The organism is Blastopirellula marina, from assembly GCF_002967715.1.
Classification (GTDB): Bacteria; Planctomycetota; Planctomycetia; order Pirellulales; family Pirellulaceae; genus Bremerella; species Bremerella marina_B.
Map to the genome: position 1 here is coordinate 193,111 of NZ_PUIA01000035.1, position 16,201 is coordinate 209,311.

The 16,201-nt window shown below is 57.1% G+C and carries 19 protein-coding genes; 13 read left to right on the forward strand and 6 right to left on the reverse strand.

The genetic code is table 11. The features are described 5' to 3' along the window. Positions 1–15 precede the first annotated feature (15 nt). Complete coding sequence (locus tag C5Y96_RS10640; RefSeq protein WP_105352938.1) at positions 16–2,031, forward strand: WD40 repeat domain-containing protein; 2,016 nt, start codon at positions 16–18, stop codon at positions 2,029–2,031. 54 nt (positions 2,032–2,085) lie between these two features. Here the strand turns inward: C5Y96_RS10640 and C5Y96_RS10645 are convergent, their stop codons facing one another. Both C5Y96_RS10645 and C5Y96_RS10650 read right to left on the reverse strand, forming a co-directional pair. After that, positions 2,086–2,301, reverse strand: coding sequence for a hypothetical protein (locus C5Y96_RS10645; RefSeq protein WP_105352940.1), 216 nt, complete (start codon positions 2,299–2,301; stop codon positions 2,086–2,088). Between the two features lie 231 nt (positions 2,302–2,532). Further along, positions 2,533–3,585 (reverse strand): twin-arginine translocation signal domain-containing protein, encoded by a 1,053-nt coding sequence (locus tag C5Y96_RS10650; protein ID WP_105352942.1) that lies wholly within the window; start codon positions 3,583–3,585, stop codon positions 2,533–2,535. A 269-nt stretch (positions 3,586–3,854) separates the two neighbouring features. On the opposite strand from C5Y96_RS10650, the gene C5Y96_RS10655 reads away from it, so the two are divergent. Then, entirely contained in the window at positions 3,855–4,382 is a 528-nt protein-coding gene (locus C5Y96_RS10655) for a hypothetical protein (protein WP_105352944.1), read from the forward strand. Between the two features lie 100 nt (positions 4,383–4,482). Here the strand turns inward: C5Y96_RS10655 and C5Y96_RS10660 are convergent, their stop codons facing one another. Both C5Y96_RS10660 and C5Y96_RS10665 read right to left on the reverse strand, forming a co-directional pair. Continuing rightward, positions 4,483–5,307, reverse strand: a complete 825-nt coding sequence (locus tag C5Y96_RS10660; RefSeq protein ID WP_105352946.1) for a hypothetical protein — start codon at positions 5,305–5,307, stop codon at positions 4,483–4,485. Positions 5,308–5,441: 134 nt separating this feature from the next. Next, positions 5,442–6,128 carry a hypothetical protein gene (locus C5Y96_RS10665; protein ID WP_105352948.1) on the reverse strand — a complete coding sequence of 229 codons (687 nt, stop codon included), beginning with the start codon at positions 6,126–6,128 and terminating at the stop codon, positions 5,442–5,444. 605 nt (positions 6,129–6,733) lie between these two features. Between C5Y96_RS10665 and C5Y96_RS10675 the strand changes: the two genes are divergently transcribed. Next, positions 6,734–7,132 carry an RNA recognition motif domain-containing protein gene (locus C5Y96_RS10675; protein ID WP_233198906.1) on the forward strand — a complete coding sequence of 133 codons (399 nt, stop codon included), beginning with the start codon at positions 6,734–6,736 and terminating at the stop codon, positions 7,130–7,132. Positions 7,133–7,444: 312 nt separating this feature from the next. On the opposite strand, the gene C5Y96_RS10680 is transcribed toward C5Y96_RS10675, so the two are convergent. Beyond that, complete coding sequence (locus C5Y96_RS10680; protein WP_105352954.1) at positions 7,445–8,296, reverse strand: hypothetical protein; 852 nt, start codon at positions 8,294–8,296, stop codon at positions 7,445–7,447. 553 nt (positions 8,297–8,849) lie between these two features. Here C5Y96_RS10680 and C5Y96_RS10685 point away from each other — a divergent pair. The 10 genes from C5Y96_RS10685 (at position 8,850) to C5Y96_RS27070 (ending at position 14,685) form a co-directional block, all read left to right on the forward strand. Next, on the forward strand, positions 8,850–9,197 hold the full coding sequence (locus tag C5Y96_RS10685) for a hypothetical protein (protein ID WP_105352956.1): 348 nt from the start codon (positions 8,850–8,852) through the stop codon (positions 9,195–9,197). A gap of 2 nt (positions 9,198–9,199) precedes the next feature. After that, positions 9,200–9,466 (forward strand): hypothetical protein, encoded by a 267-nt coding sequence (locus tag C5Y96_RS10690; RefSeq protein ID WP_105352958.1) that lies wholly within the window; start codon positions 9,200–9,202, stop codon positions 9,464–9,466. After that, positions 9,454–9,855 (forward strand): hypothetical protein, encoded by a 402-nt coding sequence (locus C5Y96_RS10695; protein ID WP_105352960.1) that lies wholly within the window; start codon positions 9,454–9,456, stop codon positions 9,853–9,855. Before C5Y96_RS10690 ends, C5Y96_RS10695 begins: the two co-directional genes overlap by 13 nt. A gap of 203 nt (positions 9,856–10,058) precedes the next feature. Next, positions 10,059–10,817 carry a hypothetical protein gene (locus C5Y96_RS10700; protein WP_146115610.1) on the forward strand — a complete coding sequence of 253 codons (759 nt, stop codon included), beginning with the start codon at positions 10,059–10,061 and terminating at the stop codon, positions 10,815–10,817. Positions 10,818–10,894: 77 nt separating this feature from the next. Next, positions 10,895–11,275, forward strand: a complete 381-nt coding sequence (locus C5Y96_RS10705) for a thioredoxin family protein (RefSeq protein ID WP_105352964.1) — start codon at positions 10,895–10,897, stop codon at positions 11,273–11,275. Continuing rightward, positions 11,262–11,615 (forward strand): hypothetical protein, encoded by a 354-nt coding sequence (locus C5Y96_RS10710; protein ID WP_105352966.1) that lies wholly within the window; start codon positions 11,262–11,264, stop codon positions 11,613–11,615. Before C5Y96_RS10705 ends, C5Y96_RS10710 begins: the two co-directional genes overlap by 14 nt. Then, positions 11,612–12,013 (forward strand): hypothetical protein, encoded by a 402-nt coding sequence (locus C5Y96_RS10715; RefSeq protein WP_105352968.1) that lies wholly within the window; start codon positions 11,612–11,614, stop codon positions 12,011–12,013. Before C5Y96_RS10710 ends, C5Y96_RS10715 begins: the two co-directional genes overlap by 4 nt. 220 nt (positions 12,014–12,233) lie before the next feature. Further along, a complete protein-coding gene (locus C5Y96_RS10720) occupies positions 12,234–12,620 on the forward strand; it encodes a hypothetical protein (protein WP_105352970.1) in 387 nt (128 codons plus the stop codon). Further along, on the forward strand, positions 12,532–13,845 hold the full coding sequence (locus tag C5Y96_RS10725) for a terminase large subunit domain-containing protein (RefSeq protein WP_105352972.1): 1,314 nt from the start codon (positions 12,532–12,534) through the stop codon (positions 13,843–13,845). Before C5Y96_RS10720 ends, C5Y96_RS10725 begins: the two co-directional genes overlap by 89 nt. Positions 13,846–14,085: 240 nt before the next feature. Next, positions 14,086–14,685: a hypothetical protein gene (locus tag C5Y96_RS27070; protein WP_146115611.1), complete on the forward strand. Its 600-nt coding sequence runs from the start codon at positions 14,086–14,088 to the stop codon at positions 14,683–14,685. A 706-nt stretch (positions 14,686–15,391) separates the two neighbouring features. On the opposite strand, the gene C5Y96_RS10745 is transcribed toward C5Y96_RS27070, so the two are convergent. Beyond that, positions 15,392–16,183 (reverse strand): hypothetical protein, encoded by a 792-nt coding sequence (locus C5Y96_RS10745; protein WP_146115612.1) that lies wholly within the window; start codon positions 16,181–16,183, stop codon positions 15,392–15,394. Positions 16,184–16,201 lie beyond the last annotated feature (18 nt).

The following is a 16,201-nucleotide window of genomic DNA, read 5'->3' on the forward strand; positions in this document are numbered from 1 at the left end:
ACCGGAGACTTTTTAATGAAATCGTTACGCCTGCTTTCTTGCGTGGGACTGCTGCTGGCGATCGCGCTATCCCCCGTGTCGCTATTTGCTCAGCAGGAAACGACTGAGGAAATCATCGACATCGTCGACCGGCTTTCGCAGAAGGTGCCGGCACCGAAGTTTGATATTGTCCGCATGTTTCGCACGCCGATGCGGCACAAAGAGTATATGGACATCTCCGACGATGGCGCGCGGATGGTCTTCATCCAGCGCGACAAGAAGTTCTCGACCTGGAACTTGAACGGCTCTTCGAAGCTGGCCGAGTTCACCGCGGCCGGTCAGGCAATGGAAGGGGTGCTGAAGATGTCACGCGATGGCCGCTACGTGGCCTTTGCCAACCAGCGGAAGTTTGTCGAAGTGTGGTTGGCCGATACCGGCGAACTGCTGCATACGTTTGCCGAGATGGATTGGAAGATCGGCGACATCGGCTTCTCGCTCGATAGCCAGTTGATGTTTATCTCAGGCGTGCGCGGTCAGCGAATGATCGTGACGCCGGAAGGGGAAGTGGTCGACATGCGGGCCGACCCGATCCTGGATAAAGATTGCCGCGTGCGCGTGTGCAACTTTGGCCAAGACTGCTGGGCGACGGTAATCGAACGCGCCGACGAGAAGATCAATGAAGTCATTTGGGAAACGCCGGAAGGGGAGGGGCATGCCGATCTTCCTTATCGCAATCCCCCCAACATCGTCGGTGGCCCAGGCATCTTCTGCGTGTTCTGCGGATGCGAATACTGGATAGGGCCTTCGAATGCCGGCAATATGCTTGGCTTCGCGACGCAGCAGTGGCTAACCGATGCCCGGATCGATACGCTCGAAAACCCCGACGTGGCCAACTATCTCTGGATCGCCACGTGGAGCGGGGCCGAGGTGTGCGGTGTCTGGTTTCCCGAACACACCACGCAGATCACCGTGCCGCGTCCTTACGATCCGTACGTGATGCTGCTGCCGGCACCCAACACGCAGCGGATCATCGAGCAAAGTCCCGGCGGCCGCGTCGTCGTGCATGAACTCGACCGCAAAGAATTCCGCGCGTCGTACTATCGCACCCACTCGATCCTGCATTCGGTGTTATCCCAGAAACGTTGGGACGTAATCAAAGGAATCGGCGAGCGGTGGAAGCATCGCGAAGACCCGATCATCGACAACAAGCTGACCACCGCCTACACCGAGTTGGTCGGCAGAGTGGCCAACTTTCGCGACGAACCACGCGATGACCTGGCTCAGATCGAGTACCTGAAGAAGTTGGTTGAAGAGCACCCCGACAACGACGTCATTCGCCTGGCGCTGGCCAGCAAATATTACTCGATGGGTACCGCGGCCCGCGGCGAGAGCGCGGCGTACAAGGTCGCCCCCGAAGCATGGGAAACGCTGGAAACGTACATGCAAAAGAGCTGGGAGACGATTGAGCCGATGCTCGATCGTGAAGACATTCCGCCGGCAGTCTTCTCGCGACTGGTGGTGATTGCCCGTTATCAGAACTGGCCCGACGCGCGGCTCGACCCGTACCTCGACCGCGCCATAAAGGAAGCCCCGACGTTCCATGTCATCTGGAAACAAGCCGCCATGTCGAAGCTGCCGCGCTGGGGTGGCAATCTCGGCGATTCCGAAGCACTCGCCGCCAAGGTGGCCGACCATATCGGCGGCATCGAAGGGGATATCCTGTACGCCGAAGTCGGACGGCTGATCTATATCTTCTACACCTGGCGAGGGCTCGTCGAAGAGGCCGGCTTCGACAAAGACCGCATGATGCGCGGCATGGTCGGCCTCTGCGAACGTTCACCCGATGTCTACGCCGAGAACCTGGCCCTGCAGTTTGCTCGCGAGTTCAAAGACCACGCCGCCGCCCACCGCATTGCAACCCTCTGGAAAGAGCGTAACCACACCTACATCCACCGCCTGTGGAAGTGGGACAAGAAGGAAATCGACGACACGCTGGCCTGGGCCCTGGCCGATGAACCCCCTGCGTCGGAAGAGGAAGCGGAATCGAATTAGCAGCCACCGACGGGTGATGGCGATCACCTAACACGGCGTCGCCATCCTACGAATCTAAGGCATCAAGAGCGAGTCGGCAAAGAACCCGAATGCGATCCCCACCAACACAAGTAGAACACCGACGACGGCAAACACTACCCCATCTCGCTTAGTACTCGCTGGCGTATCAGTCGCCGACACGTTATTCAATTTGAGAACACCCTGAACGACAACGTAGATACCGATAAGGACGATAAATACGGCGGCGGCGAGAATCGATAGTCGCAACATGGGGTAGCCTCTTTCGTATGGCTCTTTCTCTGGTAAGTTCAGGCACCATTAAAGTGTTACCATTTCTTATGTCAAGCAATACCAGCTAATAACTTGGCAAGTAATAGAAGAATTCACCAAGGCGATCATCACGATTCTTTTGCCTGATTGAGAGGCCTGATACGAAAGATGGCTATCACCTCGAAAGGTGTAGCCATCCAACGAATCGATTTGATTATTTATGGTTGGCGTTTAGCCGACCTTCTTCAGCAGCGAAACGCGTCCGCCGACGACCCATTCGGCCAGGTAGATATTGCCGTCGGCATCGAACGTCGCGCCGTGGGGGTGGACGAACTTACCGGCGATCCACTGGTCGCGATTCTGACGAACCTTGCGGCCGTTGGCGTTGACCGTCTTACGCCACTCGGCATCGTCGTCCAGGTAGGTCAGCACGTTGTTCTCTTTGTCGAGCAGTGTCAGACGCGAGTCCAGTTCGCCCACCAGCATCACTTCGCCCTGAATGTCGAGCGACGATGGATAAACCAGGTTGTCGACGTAGCTCAGGTGCTTGCCGTCGAGCGTGAAGTACTGCAGACGGTTGTTCGCGCGGTCGGTCACGCACAGCGAAACCTCGCGACCAGGACGCGTGTCGACATACAGCCCGTGCGGACAGTTGAGCTCGCCCGGCTTGCTACCACGGCCGCCGAAGCTACGAACCCAGTTCGCGTTGGCATCGAACTGATGCACATAGCTCGAACCATACCCGTCGCCAATGTAAAAGCCACCATCCGGCGAAAGGGCGACGTTCGTTGGGCTGTACTTCCCAGCACCTTCGTACTTGCCTGACTCCACAGGAAAGCCCTTGGTCCAGACGATTTCGCCGGCCGTATCGAGCTTGGCCACCTGGCGGTTCTTCACATCGCACAGGTACAGAAACTCTTGCCCGTTTTCATTTCGCAGATCCAAACCATGGCCGCCGCCGTGGAACTCTTTGCCGAACGAGCGGACAAACTTGCCGTCGGCATCGAACACCACGATCGCGTCCATTGGTCCCTTGGCGGGGCTTTGGTGCGTGATGTAAATCAGGCCCTCCGCGTCGATCGCCACGTCGTGCGTCGCGCCCCATTGGATGCTGCTGGGCAGCTCGCCCCAGCCGTGCTGGCACTCGTAAACATACTCGCCCGAACCGACACGCAGCGGCTTGGTGCCCGATTTGTCAGTCGCGTTCAGAAAGAGGGGAGTCGCCGCGACCGTAGCAGCAGCGGCAGACGTCTGGAGGAACTGTCGTCGATTTTGAAGCGTCATGGAGCGAATTATTCTGCCTAAAAATGCATTTTTCTAGTTTACGGTCGTCATTAATGGCTACCGGCAAGCATTGGATTCTACGCGAACTCGCCCGCTGCACAATGCCCATTCGCCCGATTTGCAACTCGCAAAAAATGGACGCCGTACACCAGCATTTGCGGTGAAATTAAACCGCACTACCTTCGTCAATCGTATGTCCTTCAAGTTTTGGCATCTTCTTTGCACTGGTTAAGCCATACCAAATCACAACTCACACAGGAGTCCACGATATGAGTTATCGCTTAACCCTTGCCGTTTTGACCGTCGCGCTGTTGCCTGGTCTTGCTGTTGCCAATCCTTGGAAGACGATGGTCGGGCACGAGTACCCTTCCACTTCGTTCGACCGCACGCGGATCGTCGCGGAAGTCGTCAGCGACGGGGACGATCTGCAGACCGCCGCGCAGGACTGGTACGAAGATTACTACCACGGCTACGACGACGACATTTTCATTCGCGGAGCCTACCGCGCTCCGGTCGCCGTGACGGCCGCTCCGGCCGCGATCGTCATTCATAAGGATGACCATCACCACCACGTTGCCGAGTTGGAAGCGACCTTGGCCCGTGACATTGCTGCCCGTAAGGCCCTGCAAGAAGAAGTTCGCCAGCTGCGAGCCGAGCATTTGAAATATGAAATGCTGCTGCAGAAAGAGATCCGCGAACGCACCCTGGTGAAGTACGAATACGTCGAGGAGATCACTCCCCCGACGCCACCTGTTGCCCCAGGGCATCACGTTCATGCGGTAGAAATTGGCCGCTAAGCTAACTTACAAACTGCAAAGGGGAAGCCATGCCCGTGCGATCTGGGCATGGCTTTCTCGTTTCGAAGCAGGTGCCTGGTAAACGTGCGATCATGCTGGGTCAGTTCGAACCAGGTTCGCTGACATTTGCCTCGGCTTCTTCCATCGGCCTGATGGGTTGCAGACTATGAACAGCCCAGCTGGCGACGTAAATATTCAATGCGACGATCGCGATAACCATCATGTAAAGCTCTAGCAAGGATCCGATAGCCTCGTAATTGGCCCAAAATCGGGTATTTCGCAATTCGACGAAAGGGGAAGAATTCGGAATGCTGTAGATGAATACGCCCGTGATGATCCCGGCAATGAGTTTTCCCCACCACGTTTTCGCCGTAAGCGGAATGGCTAGTCCCACACTGCCCAGTACTATCATTTCATGAATGTAAAATGCCGTTGGTGATTCTTTGAACCTCTGAACGATAACCGGCATGGCCGACACGTAAGGAAGCCAGGCGGCCAGAGCGAACCCGATACCCGCCATCAAAAGCAGTATCTGGCGAATCGAAAATTGTGGCATACGTACGACCGGCTCGGCTTTCAGTAGCGACGTGACCCACATGAGCAAAACCGTTCCCACGGCGGTTGCCAAGATTGGAATTGCCAAGATGAGCATGTGCGGGGATATATCGGATCCCCCTTCATTCTGGATCGTGGCGTACCGAAAATAGAACATACTGCCGGCAAACAAAAACCATCGCAGCCAATGCGGAAGGGAAACGCCGCCGACCACCACCCCTAACGTGCACGCATGACCGGCCAGCAAAGGCCAACTATATGGTTGCGGAACGCACGCCCAAAAAGCGACTGCCGCGTTGAACAGAACCAACCACACAAAGGCAAGCAGCAGGCAAATCCGAGTAATCACGTGGGAACGATGGGTATTCATGTTCGATACTCAATGGAAACCGATCTCATGGCCTGATGCGTTCGACGGTGGCAGAAGTCTTCATCCGATCGGCCATCTGCTTGCAGGTCGAGCCGCTTACCATTTGCTGAGATTATGTCGATTGGGTTAACTTTCTAAGGATGGTCACCGGTCATTTCGGCTTCGTGATCAGGCTGCGGCGTCAGCCACTTCTCGTAGACCAGTTTACTGCCACGCACTCCTTTGACCCGCTTCACCGGCACGATCTTCAGCTGGGCGATCTCGCGGGCCAGCGCGTCGTAATGTTCACTCGTTGAGCAATCAATCAGCGGATAACGCTTCGGCCCCTCTTCCCCGCGCACAACCAGGATCAGTTCCGAGGTGCCATCCTCGAATCGATAATTGCCCTGGTCGTCTGGCATGTCGTTACGTACTTCCAGGTAAGCGACCTGATCCAGCGGCACGCACAGCTGATGCTGGGCAACGGAGAACGTGTTGTCGATCAGATCAATCAATATCGGCGGACCATTCTTCTGTGCCCAACGGTACGAATGGTAAACGAGCGTCGAAATCAGAATGCAATTGAACGCGGCGAATGCGGCAAAGAGGATGGCGATCCCACCGCGACTCTCAGGCTCGCCCCACACCCAAACCGGCACGTACAACAGCCCGCAGAAGGCGATGAAAAGACAACATATAATTGGTATCCCACGCCACGGCACCGGCAGCGGTTCGAGTACCACCTTCTTCTCGGTTGCTACCAGCTTCCAAGGGTCAATGACGTACACGACCGGTTCGTTAACGATGGAAAGCTTCGGGTAGGTCTTGAACTCTGAGGTCATACCGGTTCTTCGTCGAGTGGAATCGAATATCACGCCGCCTTTGGCGATCTCGATCAATAGCGGTACCGCGAGTGCGATCGTCGCAATCTATCACGAAATTTGCGACAACCCAACGTCCAGGCCCGCGGTGGCAGAACCAGTGGCCAAGATCAACGCTCCCAAATACTTGCCGCGAAAGGAGATGAAGAGCTGTATGCCGTTCGGCCAGATCCCCGCTGGACTCGACCGGGACGACCAGCGTGTCAGGCCCAACGATCTGGTGAAAAGGTCGTCATCGAGGTGAAATAGCGTTAGAATGGGTCGTCATGCCTGCCTGGGCGCGGGCGTGGCGTGTGTTTATTGGGGGCTGCCAACCCTTATCGAAGCTCGAAGTCGCGAAACCTTTTCCGCTTTCCCCAGATAGACCTATCCATCTGTTCACAGAAAGCTTATACTTCGTGCGGTTGGTCAGTCGATCGTGATTACGTTTGCACCCCTTCTCTGAGGGTAGGTCCCCGACGCTCATTCGCCCGCACCACCTGGTAGGTTGAACGATCAACCACCTTTCTTATTTCATTCGGGACGCGGCTTTCGCCACTGCCTGGTACTCAATGGGAGTTCAAACTTTGGGTAAAAAACTGTATTGCGGAAATCTTAGTTACGACATCAGCAGCTCCGATCTGGAACAAATGTTCAGCCAGTACGGCACGGTCGAAAGCGCACAAGTTATCACCGATCGCGACACCGGTCGCAGCAAGGGCTTCGGCTTCGTCGAAATGGGCTCCGATGCTGATGCACAAGCAGCCATCGATGGTCTGCACGAATCGATGCAGGGCGGTCGCGCTCTGACCGTTAACGAAGCCAAGCCACGCGAAAATCGCGGTGGTGGCGGCGGCGGTGGCCGAGGTGGCTACGGTGGCGGCGGCGGCGGTGGTCGCGGCGGCTACGGTGGTGGCGGCGGCGGTGGCCGCGGCGGCTACGGTGGTGGTGGCGGCGGCGGCGGTGGCCGTGGCGGTCGCTACTAATCGCCCCTACGCGGAATCACACCACTGATTCCTGGAAAACATCAAGTGGCGTTTACGTTATGTACGTAAACGCCACTTTTTTTTGCGCGCTCACAGGTAGGAAACACGCAACAACCACCCTCCGCCCCCCAGCTTACGCCGTGTACCACTGGCCTCTGGCCAGTGCGAAGCAAGCAAGTGGTCACCATTCTCGTTCCCGTCGAAAGAGCACTAGCCAGAGGCCAGTGGCACGCCCCGGTGGGTTTCGCAGATAGACGCGGATCGGAGAAGAGACCCGGGTGCCACGCCCAAGTCTGCCTGGGCGTGCGTTCTCTACCGCATCCACTGCGGCCACCACAGGGGCACCACGTCGCTAACCAGCGGCAAGTCGTCGCGGTAGGTCCGATCGTCCCAGGCCGACGGAAACGTATGCACCGCCAGACCAATCAGTTCCTCCCGTTGCCGCTGGGCCGCTCGCCATTCGTCCAGCAGCCAGTCCGCGGCAAGCATCTGCCACGCTCGACTTCGCAGGTCCCACAGCGGAAGCGCGTCGACATGCCGTCGCCAATGTTTCAGTAATGTTTCTTTGTCTGCCCCCGCAGGAAGCGAAGGCCCAAAGTCATCACCTCGCGGAAGCGTTTCGTTCGCGTGATCCACCAGCGCATTGTGAAACTCGCGAAAGGATCGCTTCGCGCGGTATGTCCCCTGGCTCATGCGCGGCGGCTGCTTTTTCCATACCGATTCAAGCCGGTGCAGCGTCTCCAGAGACACGGACGTCGCCAGCACTTCCAACGGCAAATTACTGCGGGCCGGTCCCAGTTTCACGTGCGTCAGTTCGTGCGACAACTGAAACGCCAGCTCTTGCCATTGATGCGATTCCTTGCGGACACCTCGTAGGTTCCCCGGTGCCAGGGGCAGCGTCCGGCAGAACCCTTCGTAGATCACCTGATACCAGGCATCCGCTTTCCCCTTGAGCGTGATTCGATAAACGTCGGCGGCGTGATCCTGTTTCTCCCAGCGAACATGCGGAACGGCGCGTTTGCGATCGTCGAGCGTCACGTGGATTTCTCGATCACCAAACGGAGGTTCGCCCGGCAAGATCTCATCTACCACCGCAGCAATCTGATTGACGATTACCAGCGCCTCGCCATTGCCATCGAAACTGTTGGCCTGAGTTACCTGCACGCTTGCCTTTCTCTTCTGAATGCTCCCATCGACCGACCAGTATGCGATTCTAAAACATTTACCCAGCGCGTCGTAGGATGGCTACGCCTTCCTAGGCGATAGCCATCTTCCAGCGCCCAAAGATGGCTATCCGACGAAGAGGCCGGTAGCCATCCTACGACTAATTCTCCGGCGTCATCCGCGGTTAAGAACCTACCTCCCAACGACTCCAATTCACCCAAAATCCAACACCCCACGCGCGTCGTTAAGTCTAGTTACAAACCCTATTATTCAGGCGTTTTTCGCGATTTAAAAAGTTCGAAAAAACATCCCACTATGCCTGTACATAAGTACACACTGGCAGGTAATCTATATCTCACTCGGGAACGCTTCCCGCAGGCAGTATCTCTGACGGCCGATGAATCGGGTCACGCTTTCACCATTCGCTGCAGCGTTTGTCTTTGCTGGTGACCTTCTCAATTCCTGATCTGTAAGTTTGCACGTCTGCACGGCAGGAATCTTTCTCGGCACCGTCGATTTCTTCTTCACCTACTCCATTTTAAAGGAGCGAGTCATGGGGCATTTAGCCCAACACGTCCTGGCCATTCGCGAGTCGTATCAAAACGCGATCGCTGATGGCAAATTCACCGCCGTCGAAGGAATGATCCTCGCCGGCCAGATCGGTCAGGCCGTCGAGCACCTGGCCGAAACGTTCGTCGGCGACGAACAACATTTCGAGATGGAGCTCGCCGCTGGCCGCGCGGCGTACGCCCAGTACATCGCCCCGATCGATATCCCCAACGTGCCCAACTTCCTTGAAGGTTGGCTCGATCAGGGAATCCTCGGCAGTCTTGAACAAGGCGCACGAATCCTCCGCGAGCGCGCCATCGCCAACAATCCGCACCTCGTACCGCAGAACTAACCATGGATCACCCAACCATCCTCACCCTCGGCGGCCTCGGTGCGTGCGGCGTGCTACTGGTCGCCGCCAACTGGTCGAGCATCGCCAGCCGCTTGCCGCGCATGCCGCAATTTGCTTGGCGAAACCGCGACACCAACGACCCTACGCCGCTGATCGATGCCTATCACGTGGCCCGCGATGCATGTGACAACAACGCCGACCTGGCCGAGCGTACCGACCAGGTTTTCAAAGACCTCATCTGTCGAAAGGTTTTGCGATGCGAGAAGTAGTCAACCGCGTGGTGCCGCCGATCATGGCCTGTCTAGTCGTCTGGCATGTCGCCACCCACGGCTTACCTTCGCTCGACTCCAACCTACTTGCGCCGACCGCTGGCCCGCGAGCCGTCGTCACCGTAACCGAAAGCAGCACCGCTACCCCCAATCGCGATGCGCTACTCGCCCAGTTGCAAAACGATACCGCGTGGGGCAGTTCCGTCTATCGCGCTTACGAAGCCAACCATACGGCAGCCGCGTCATTCACCGAGGCCTACCCCGGCGACAGTCTGCACATTGGCACGCTCACGCCTGAAGGCAAGCTCGCCAGGCTCCTCTACAGCGGTCCATTGCCGCAAACAAAGCAGCAGGTCCTCGACCTGTGGAAACAACACGGCGGTAAGTAACGCACCACACCCCGGGTACCACGCCCAAGTCTGCTTGGGCGTGCTTTCCCACAACCTGAAGAGTTTAGCCACAGAGCCCACAGAGAACGCCGAGGGAGGAAATGAATAGGCAAAATGATCTCCTGTAACAACTTCTCTCTGTGAACTCTGTGTCCTCTGTGGCTAATCCCTCATCCCCAATCGACCCAAAATCGGTGATCGACATGAACACAAAATTCCTCAACCAACCCGGCCGCGGCGATGCCCTGACGCGCGGCAATACGTTTGGCAGCACGTTTGAACTGTTCGCCAACGAGCAGAACGTCATCCCGCGCAGCCAATGGGACCAACTATTGGCCGAGCACGACTATGCATTAGCCGAACGCTATGTGGCCCGCATCAAGCGGCAGACGCTCGGTTCGTGTGCGTCCCATTCGTCGACCAGTTGCCTGGAGTACGTCCGCAACAAGGCAGTCAGCGCGCGGCGCTGCGTGCTCCTTTCGCCGCTGAGCGTCTTCAAGTTCGTCGGCTCTAAAAATGGTGGCTCGACCCTCGATGCCAACATGCGGCAGATCAGCGAGATCGGCGTTCTTCCGTTGGATACGCCTGAAAACCGCGCCGCGTACGGCGAGCATGTGTGGCCTGAAAACCAGTGGAGCGGTACCTTGCCCAGCGGCTGGGAAGAGACAGCGGCCCGGTTTCGCTTCACCGAGTGGAACGAGATCGGTTCGTTCGACGAACTCTTCAGCGCGCTCTTGCAATGGAAGCCGGTCTACTACGGCAGAGCAGGGCACGCGATCTACGCCGTTCGCCCCATGAAACGCGACGGCCAATACGTGCTGAAGTACGCCAACAGTTGGGGCACCTGGGGCGACGCTGGCTACGGCTACGACACCGAAAGCTACGTCAGCCACGCAATCCGCAGCTACGGCTGCTACGCACCCCGCGCCAGCTTGCTCCTCCCTGAAGACGCCCTGGTGTAATTCCTGTCCCCTCTCCCCGCAGCGACGAGTGGACAAGATTTTATTTCACAACGCGAAACCTAAACGGAACAAACTTCATGAAACGCATTTTCCTCAACACGATCCTTGGCATCGGTCTCCTTTCCGGCAGCACCTGGCTTTATGTTGGTCAAACCCAGGCCAACCGCCCGATCGAACTGCCGGCGTCGAACATCCCGGCCGCGCGCAAAACTCACACCGAGCCGATCATCTACTTCTTCACCCGCGACGACTGCCTCTATTGCCGGCCGATGCACCGTCTGGCCAATCAACTGCACCAGCAAGGTCACACCATCTACGTGGTCGACGCGTCGCGGCAAGACCTCGTTCGCCGCTATGGCGTTAGCGCATATCCGACGTTTCTGGTGATCGAAGGAGACACAATCGTCCGCCGCGTGATCGGCCTGACCACGAAGGAGCGGATCCTTGGTCAGCATTAAACGAAAACTCACGCGTGCAGAGCGTCGCAAACGTGCGTTCGCCACCCAAGCCAAGGCCCACATGGCCCGCCGCTTTGGGCACTTTCCCGCGGACTTTCGCGACCGCGTCATCGAGGCAGCCCTCGAGCATTGGCCGCACGAACTCACAAGCACGCACCGCGCGACCAACGTCAACCGTATCTTTCGCGATGCACGCTTCCGCCGCGAACTGGGCTTTTCGCCCCTTACCTGGTGGCTGCTCGGCCTGGCCGTGAAAGCGATCCTCGCCGCGCTGATCGACTACTGGTTCACCACCCAGCAGCCAACGACATCACCAACACCCATGGAACACAACCAATGACCATTCCCACACTCGGCGAGCAACTCGCCGCTACGCTGACCAACGTGCTGGTATACCTCGCCACGCCGATCTTCTCGGCGGCCTTGGCTGTACTGGCCGTGACCGACAACACCGTGCTCGGCACGCTGATCTCGTCCCTCGGTTCGAGCGGCCTCATGGCGTGGCTGATTTACTACTACGTCAAGGTCGAACGCCCGCGACTCGATAAGCGGCAAGACGCCAAAGACCTGACCACCCAGCGCCACTACGAAGGGATCATCGACCGCATCGAGGCCAACGACAAAGAGAAAAACGAAAAGCTCTGCCGCTCGCTCCATGAAGTCTCAACCGCCCTGAAAACGCAAGGCCAACAGTTCCAAGAAATGGCCTCGGCCTGCCAGTCGCAAGCGTCCGAGTAAAAGCCGCAGGCACCACGCTCAAGTCTTCTTGGGCGTACCTTCCCCATGCTCGTAGGATGGCTACGCCTTCCCAGGCGATAGCCATTTTCCAGCGTCCCAACATGGCTATCCGAAGAAGACGCCGGTAGACATCCTACGACTTTCATTCTCTCGGTGAACTCGGTGTCTAATCCCCATCGGCACGTACTCGCAACTCAACCCGACAAACAGGAGACTTCCCATGATCTGTTTCGCGCCACTCGATTCCCCCCCAACTACGGCCATCACCAAGAAACCCGGCTACCACATCACCCAGAAAGCATACGACTTGGCCCTTAACGTTCCCCAGCAGATCGCCGATGACGACGACGTCGACCCGAAAGTTCGCCTGACGGCCGCCAAAGAGATTCGCGCCGTCATCGATCACGCGCACGAGCTCGAACTGATCGCGCTGCAGCGTAAAGCCCTGGAAAACAACGACAACACCACCAACGCGGTGATTGTCCGCGAAGACGAAACCTTTTTTGATAACAAGGCCCATGAACAAGCTCAGCAGTCGCATCACGAAGGTTCAAGCTGCGAAGAAGAACAGTATCCGCGACCAGACCCGGCTGATCCGACTTCCTAAACCACTACCGCACCAACAGCAACTGATCCGCGATCCGCATCGCCACAAAACGGCCATCTGTGGAAGACGCTGGGGCAAAACGGGTGCTGGCTTGCCGGCCTGCGTCAAGGGTCACGGGCACCCCGATCCGCAGCATCCACAGCACCTCAAGGGGGCGCTCGACGGAGGCAACATCTGGTGGGTCGCGCCGACGTTTGTCATCACGCAGAAGATCGAGCGCGACTTGATCAAGTGCTTCGCGCGTTCCGGCTTCGAATACCACAAAACCGATCACCGCATCCAGCTAAGCACCGGAGGCAGCGTGACCGTTCGCACGGCCGCTTCGCCGGCCAGCCTCCGCGGCGATGGTCTCGATGGCGTCGTGTACGACGAAGCGGCGTTCGGCTCGGTCGATACGTGGCGCGAAGCGCTGCGGCCGGCGTTGGTCGACAAGCAAGGCTGGTCCCTGTTCCTCACGTCTCCCAACGGACCGAACTGGGTGAAAGATCGCTTCGATCTGGCCCTGGTCGATCCGGTCAACTATCGCTCGTGGCAATGTCCCTCGACCGACAACCCGCTGGTGACGGCGGCCGAGATGGAACGATTACGCCGAGAGGTGGGAGACCGGGCCTATCAGCAGGAGATGCTCGCCCAGTTCCTTGATAGCGAAGGGGCCGAGTTCGCTGGCTACTACTTTCAGTACCCGAACTTCTGGTTCCATGATTGGCCGCCGCAAAACGAAATCCGGTTTCGCGTGCTGGCCGTCGATCCCTCCAAGGGAAGGAACGAAAAGGCGGACTACACCGCGATCGTCGATTTGTGCGTGAGCCGCCCAGGGCACGTTTACATCGACGCCCACATCGAACGGCTCGACCTCAGCCGCATTGCCCAGCGTATCACCGATGTCGCCGTCGCCACGCGGCCGATCGGGCTGATCATTGAAGCCAACCAGTTTCAAGAGCTGCTCGTGCACATGATCAAACCGCTGGCCTTCGACCGCGGGCTCGACCTGAACATCTTCCCTTCGACCAACACCGAAAACAAAACGTCCCGCATCCGGGCGATGCTCACGCCGTACCTGGCCCGCGGCGAACTGCACTTCAAACAAAACAGCCGCGGCGCAAAGCTACTCGTCGAGCAACTCCGCGAGTTCCCCTGCGGCCCCCACGACGACGGCCCCGACGCCCTGGAACTCGGATTGCGTCTACTAGCCCACATCAACAACGGAGGAGGACCGACCCTATGAACCGCAGAAACCTGGAACACGCCAAAGCAATGCGCATCGAACGACTGTTACGCGAAGGCTACGCCCTGAGAAACATCGCCCGCATCGTCGGCACCAGCTACAACACCGTCGCGCGCTACAAACGGCGACTCGATGCAACCAATTCCTGTCCCCTCGCCCCTCAGGGGAGAGGGCTAGGGTGAGGGGCGAACCAGGTACCAGCGACCAAGAACTAAGAACCGCGGACCTGCGCAGATAGGCGTGGATAAGAGAAGAAAGAATCAAACGAATCCGGGAGCCACTCCCAAGACTGCTTGGGCGTGCTTTCAACACAGAAGGAAGAACAAGCCACAGTGTTCAAAGAGAACACCGAAAGAAGAATTCCTTGCTGAAAATGTATTTGAAAGCTGGCAGCGCGATCCCTATGTTAGAGGACGCACTCGTTGCCCACTGGCAGCGCCGCATATCATCCTGTTTGCCTCTGACATCATCCCCATGAACTTTCAGCAGAAATATCCAATCGGGACACTATTTTTGGATGCCCTGTTCGCGACGCTATTGGCCGTCGTCGGATTATCGATCGCAGGCGTCATCCAAGAATCGGTAACGCCCAGCGCCCGCTGGATGTATCCCATCTGGGGAACGATCGGAATGGTGCCTGTTCTATGCTACATGCAATTACGCGGCGTGGGCAACTTCGACAAGTGGGACGCACTGTTCGCCTTGCCGATCCCGATCGTCCTCGCCGTGGTCGTTTACTTCTATGGCGATCAATACATCATGTTCGTCATGATGCTGTTGATTTTCCTCTCCCGGTGGGCCAAAGATTGGCTCATGCCATCCGCGGTGCAAGAACAGTAACTTTACGAATCCAAACCACGTTCTCGAACACCTTAGTTCTCCATCCTATGAGCATTGAGAAAGAATTCCCGGCCCTGCAACTGATGATCGACGTCGGAGTTGGCTACGTACTTTTCCAAGTGGCAAACTATTTCGCCGTGTTTGTTGAGAATACAGTAACGCCTGACCAAAGTTGGCTTCACCTCACATGGTTTACAATTGGATTGCTCCCACTCGTGTGTTATCTGCAATATCGCGGAATCTGCCGATTCACACGCTGGGACCTTCTATTGTTAGCACCAATACCCTCCATCGTGGGCGTCTCAAGTTTGCTCATTGGCGTTGAGGCCAGTTCGTATCTTGTTTTTCCGCTTGCGTTGATCTCATTAGTCATTCGAATTCTCTTCGTGCCGAAACCGACACCGATCGAGAAACGTTAAGCCGGGTACCACGCCCAAGTCTTCTTGCGCGTGCTTTCAACGATCGAGAAGAGTTAAGCCACAGAGTTCACAGAGTTCACAGAGTTCACAGAGAACACCGAGAGTCGTTGTCTCCACGTGCCTCTTAGCCCTGAAAGGGCGGCAGAAAATAGCCAGGGGCGTGAGCCCCTGGTAGACCGCCCACACAAATCGCAAGCCCTGGAAGGGCGACCAAAACAACACATCAAAGCTTCCGTCGCCCGGTTAGTGCTCGTCGATCAAGAAGAGTTGAGCCACAACAAGTCACTTCACAGTGGTGGAGTTACCGTCTTCCCGTCCCACTTTTTGACGCTACCGATGGGGACAAACAAGGGAATATCAGTTCGGAAGGTGTATGGACCTCCGGCCTTGAGTCGGTAGTCCGGATTGGCTTCGTGCGTGGTTTTATGTTCGTCGAGCCACTTCGTAGCCATTGCGACAAACTGATCGTCATCCTCGGCAGCAATACCCAGCGGCTCCATTCCGCGCCGTAGTGCCGTGGCCAACCGCTTGCGATTCTCCTTCGACTTGGAAATCGCATAAGCATCGCAGAGAACTCGCACGCCTTTTCCCTTCGTTGAATCGGCGGGATGAAGCGTTAACGCACTTTCGATCGATTCTCCTAACCCCATCCGGTCCGCCGGACAGTTCACCGCCAAGACATGGGGCAGACTTTCGACGTCCTTTGTTCGCAGGAAACCAAAAATGAAATCATTGCGAAGACGCAAATATTGATCCGGGAAGGGCTCGTGTCCCAATTCCTGTAACACGATCGCTCGATCGTACTGCTTACCCGCGAGGTATTGCTTAACAACTTGGTAGGTCAAGTCGCCTGAGAGCTGGTAGGCACTCTTGGGATCGTCAGGCATTTCAGCATGGCGAATGGCCTCCGCCGCTCGACGGTCTAGCTCTTTCAGTAAAGTGAACTGACTTTCATCAGACTCACGTCGGTCAGGAACGCCCTTGTCCTGCGCCATTCCAACAATCGTTAAGAATCCAACAACCAGCGACGCGGAAACGAGCATCGTCCCAAGACGCGGAAAAACTTTGTTCGTGGACATCGTTCTGAGTTCTCCATC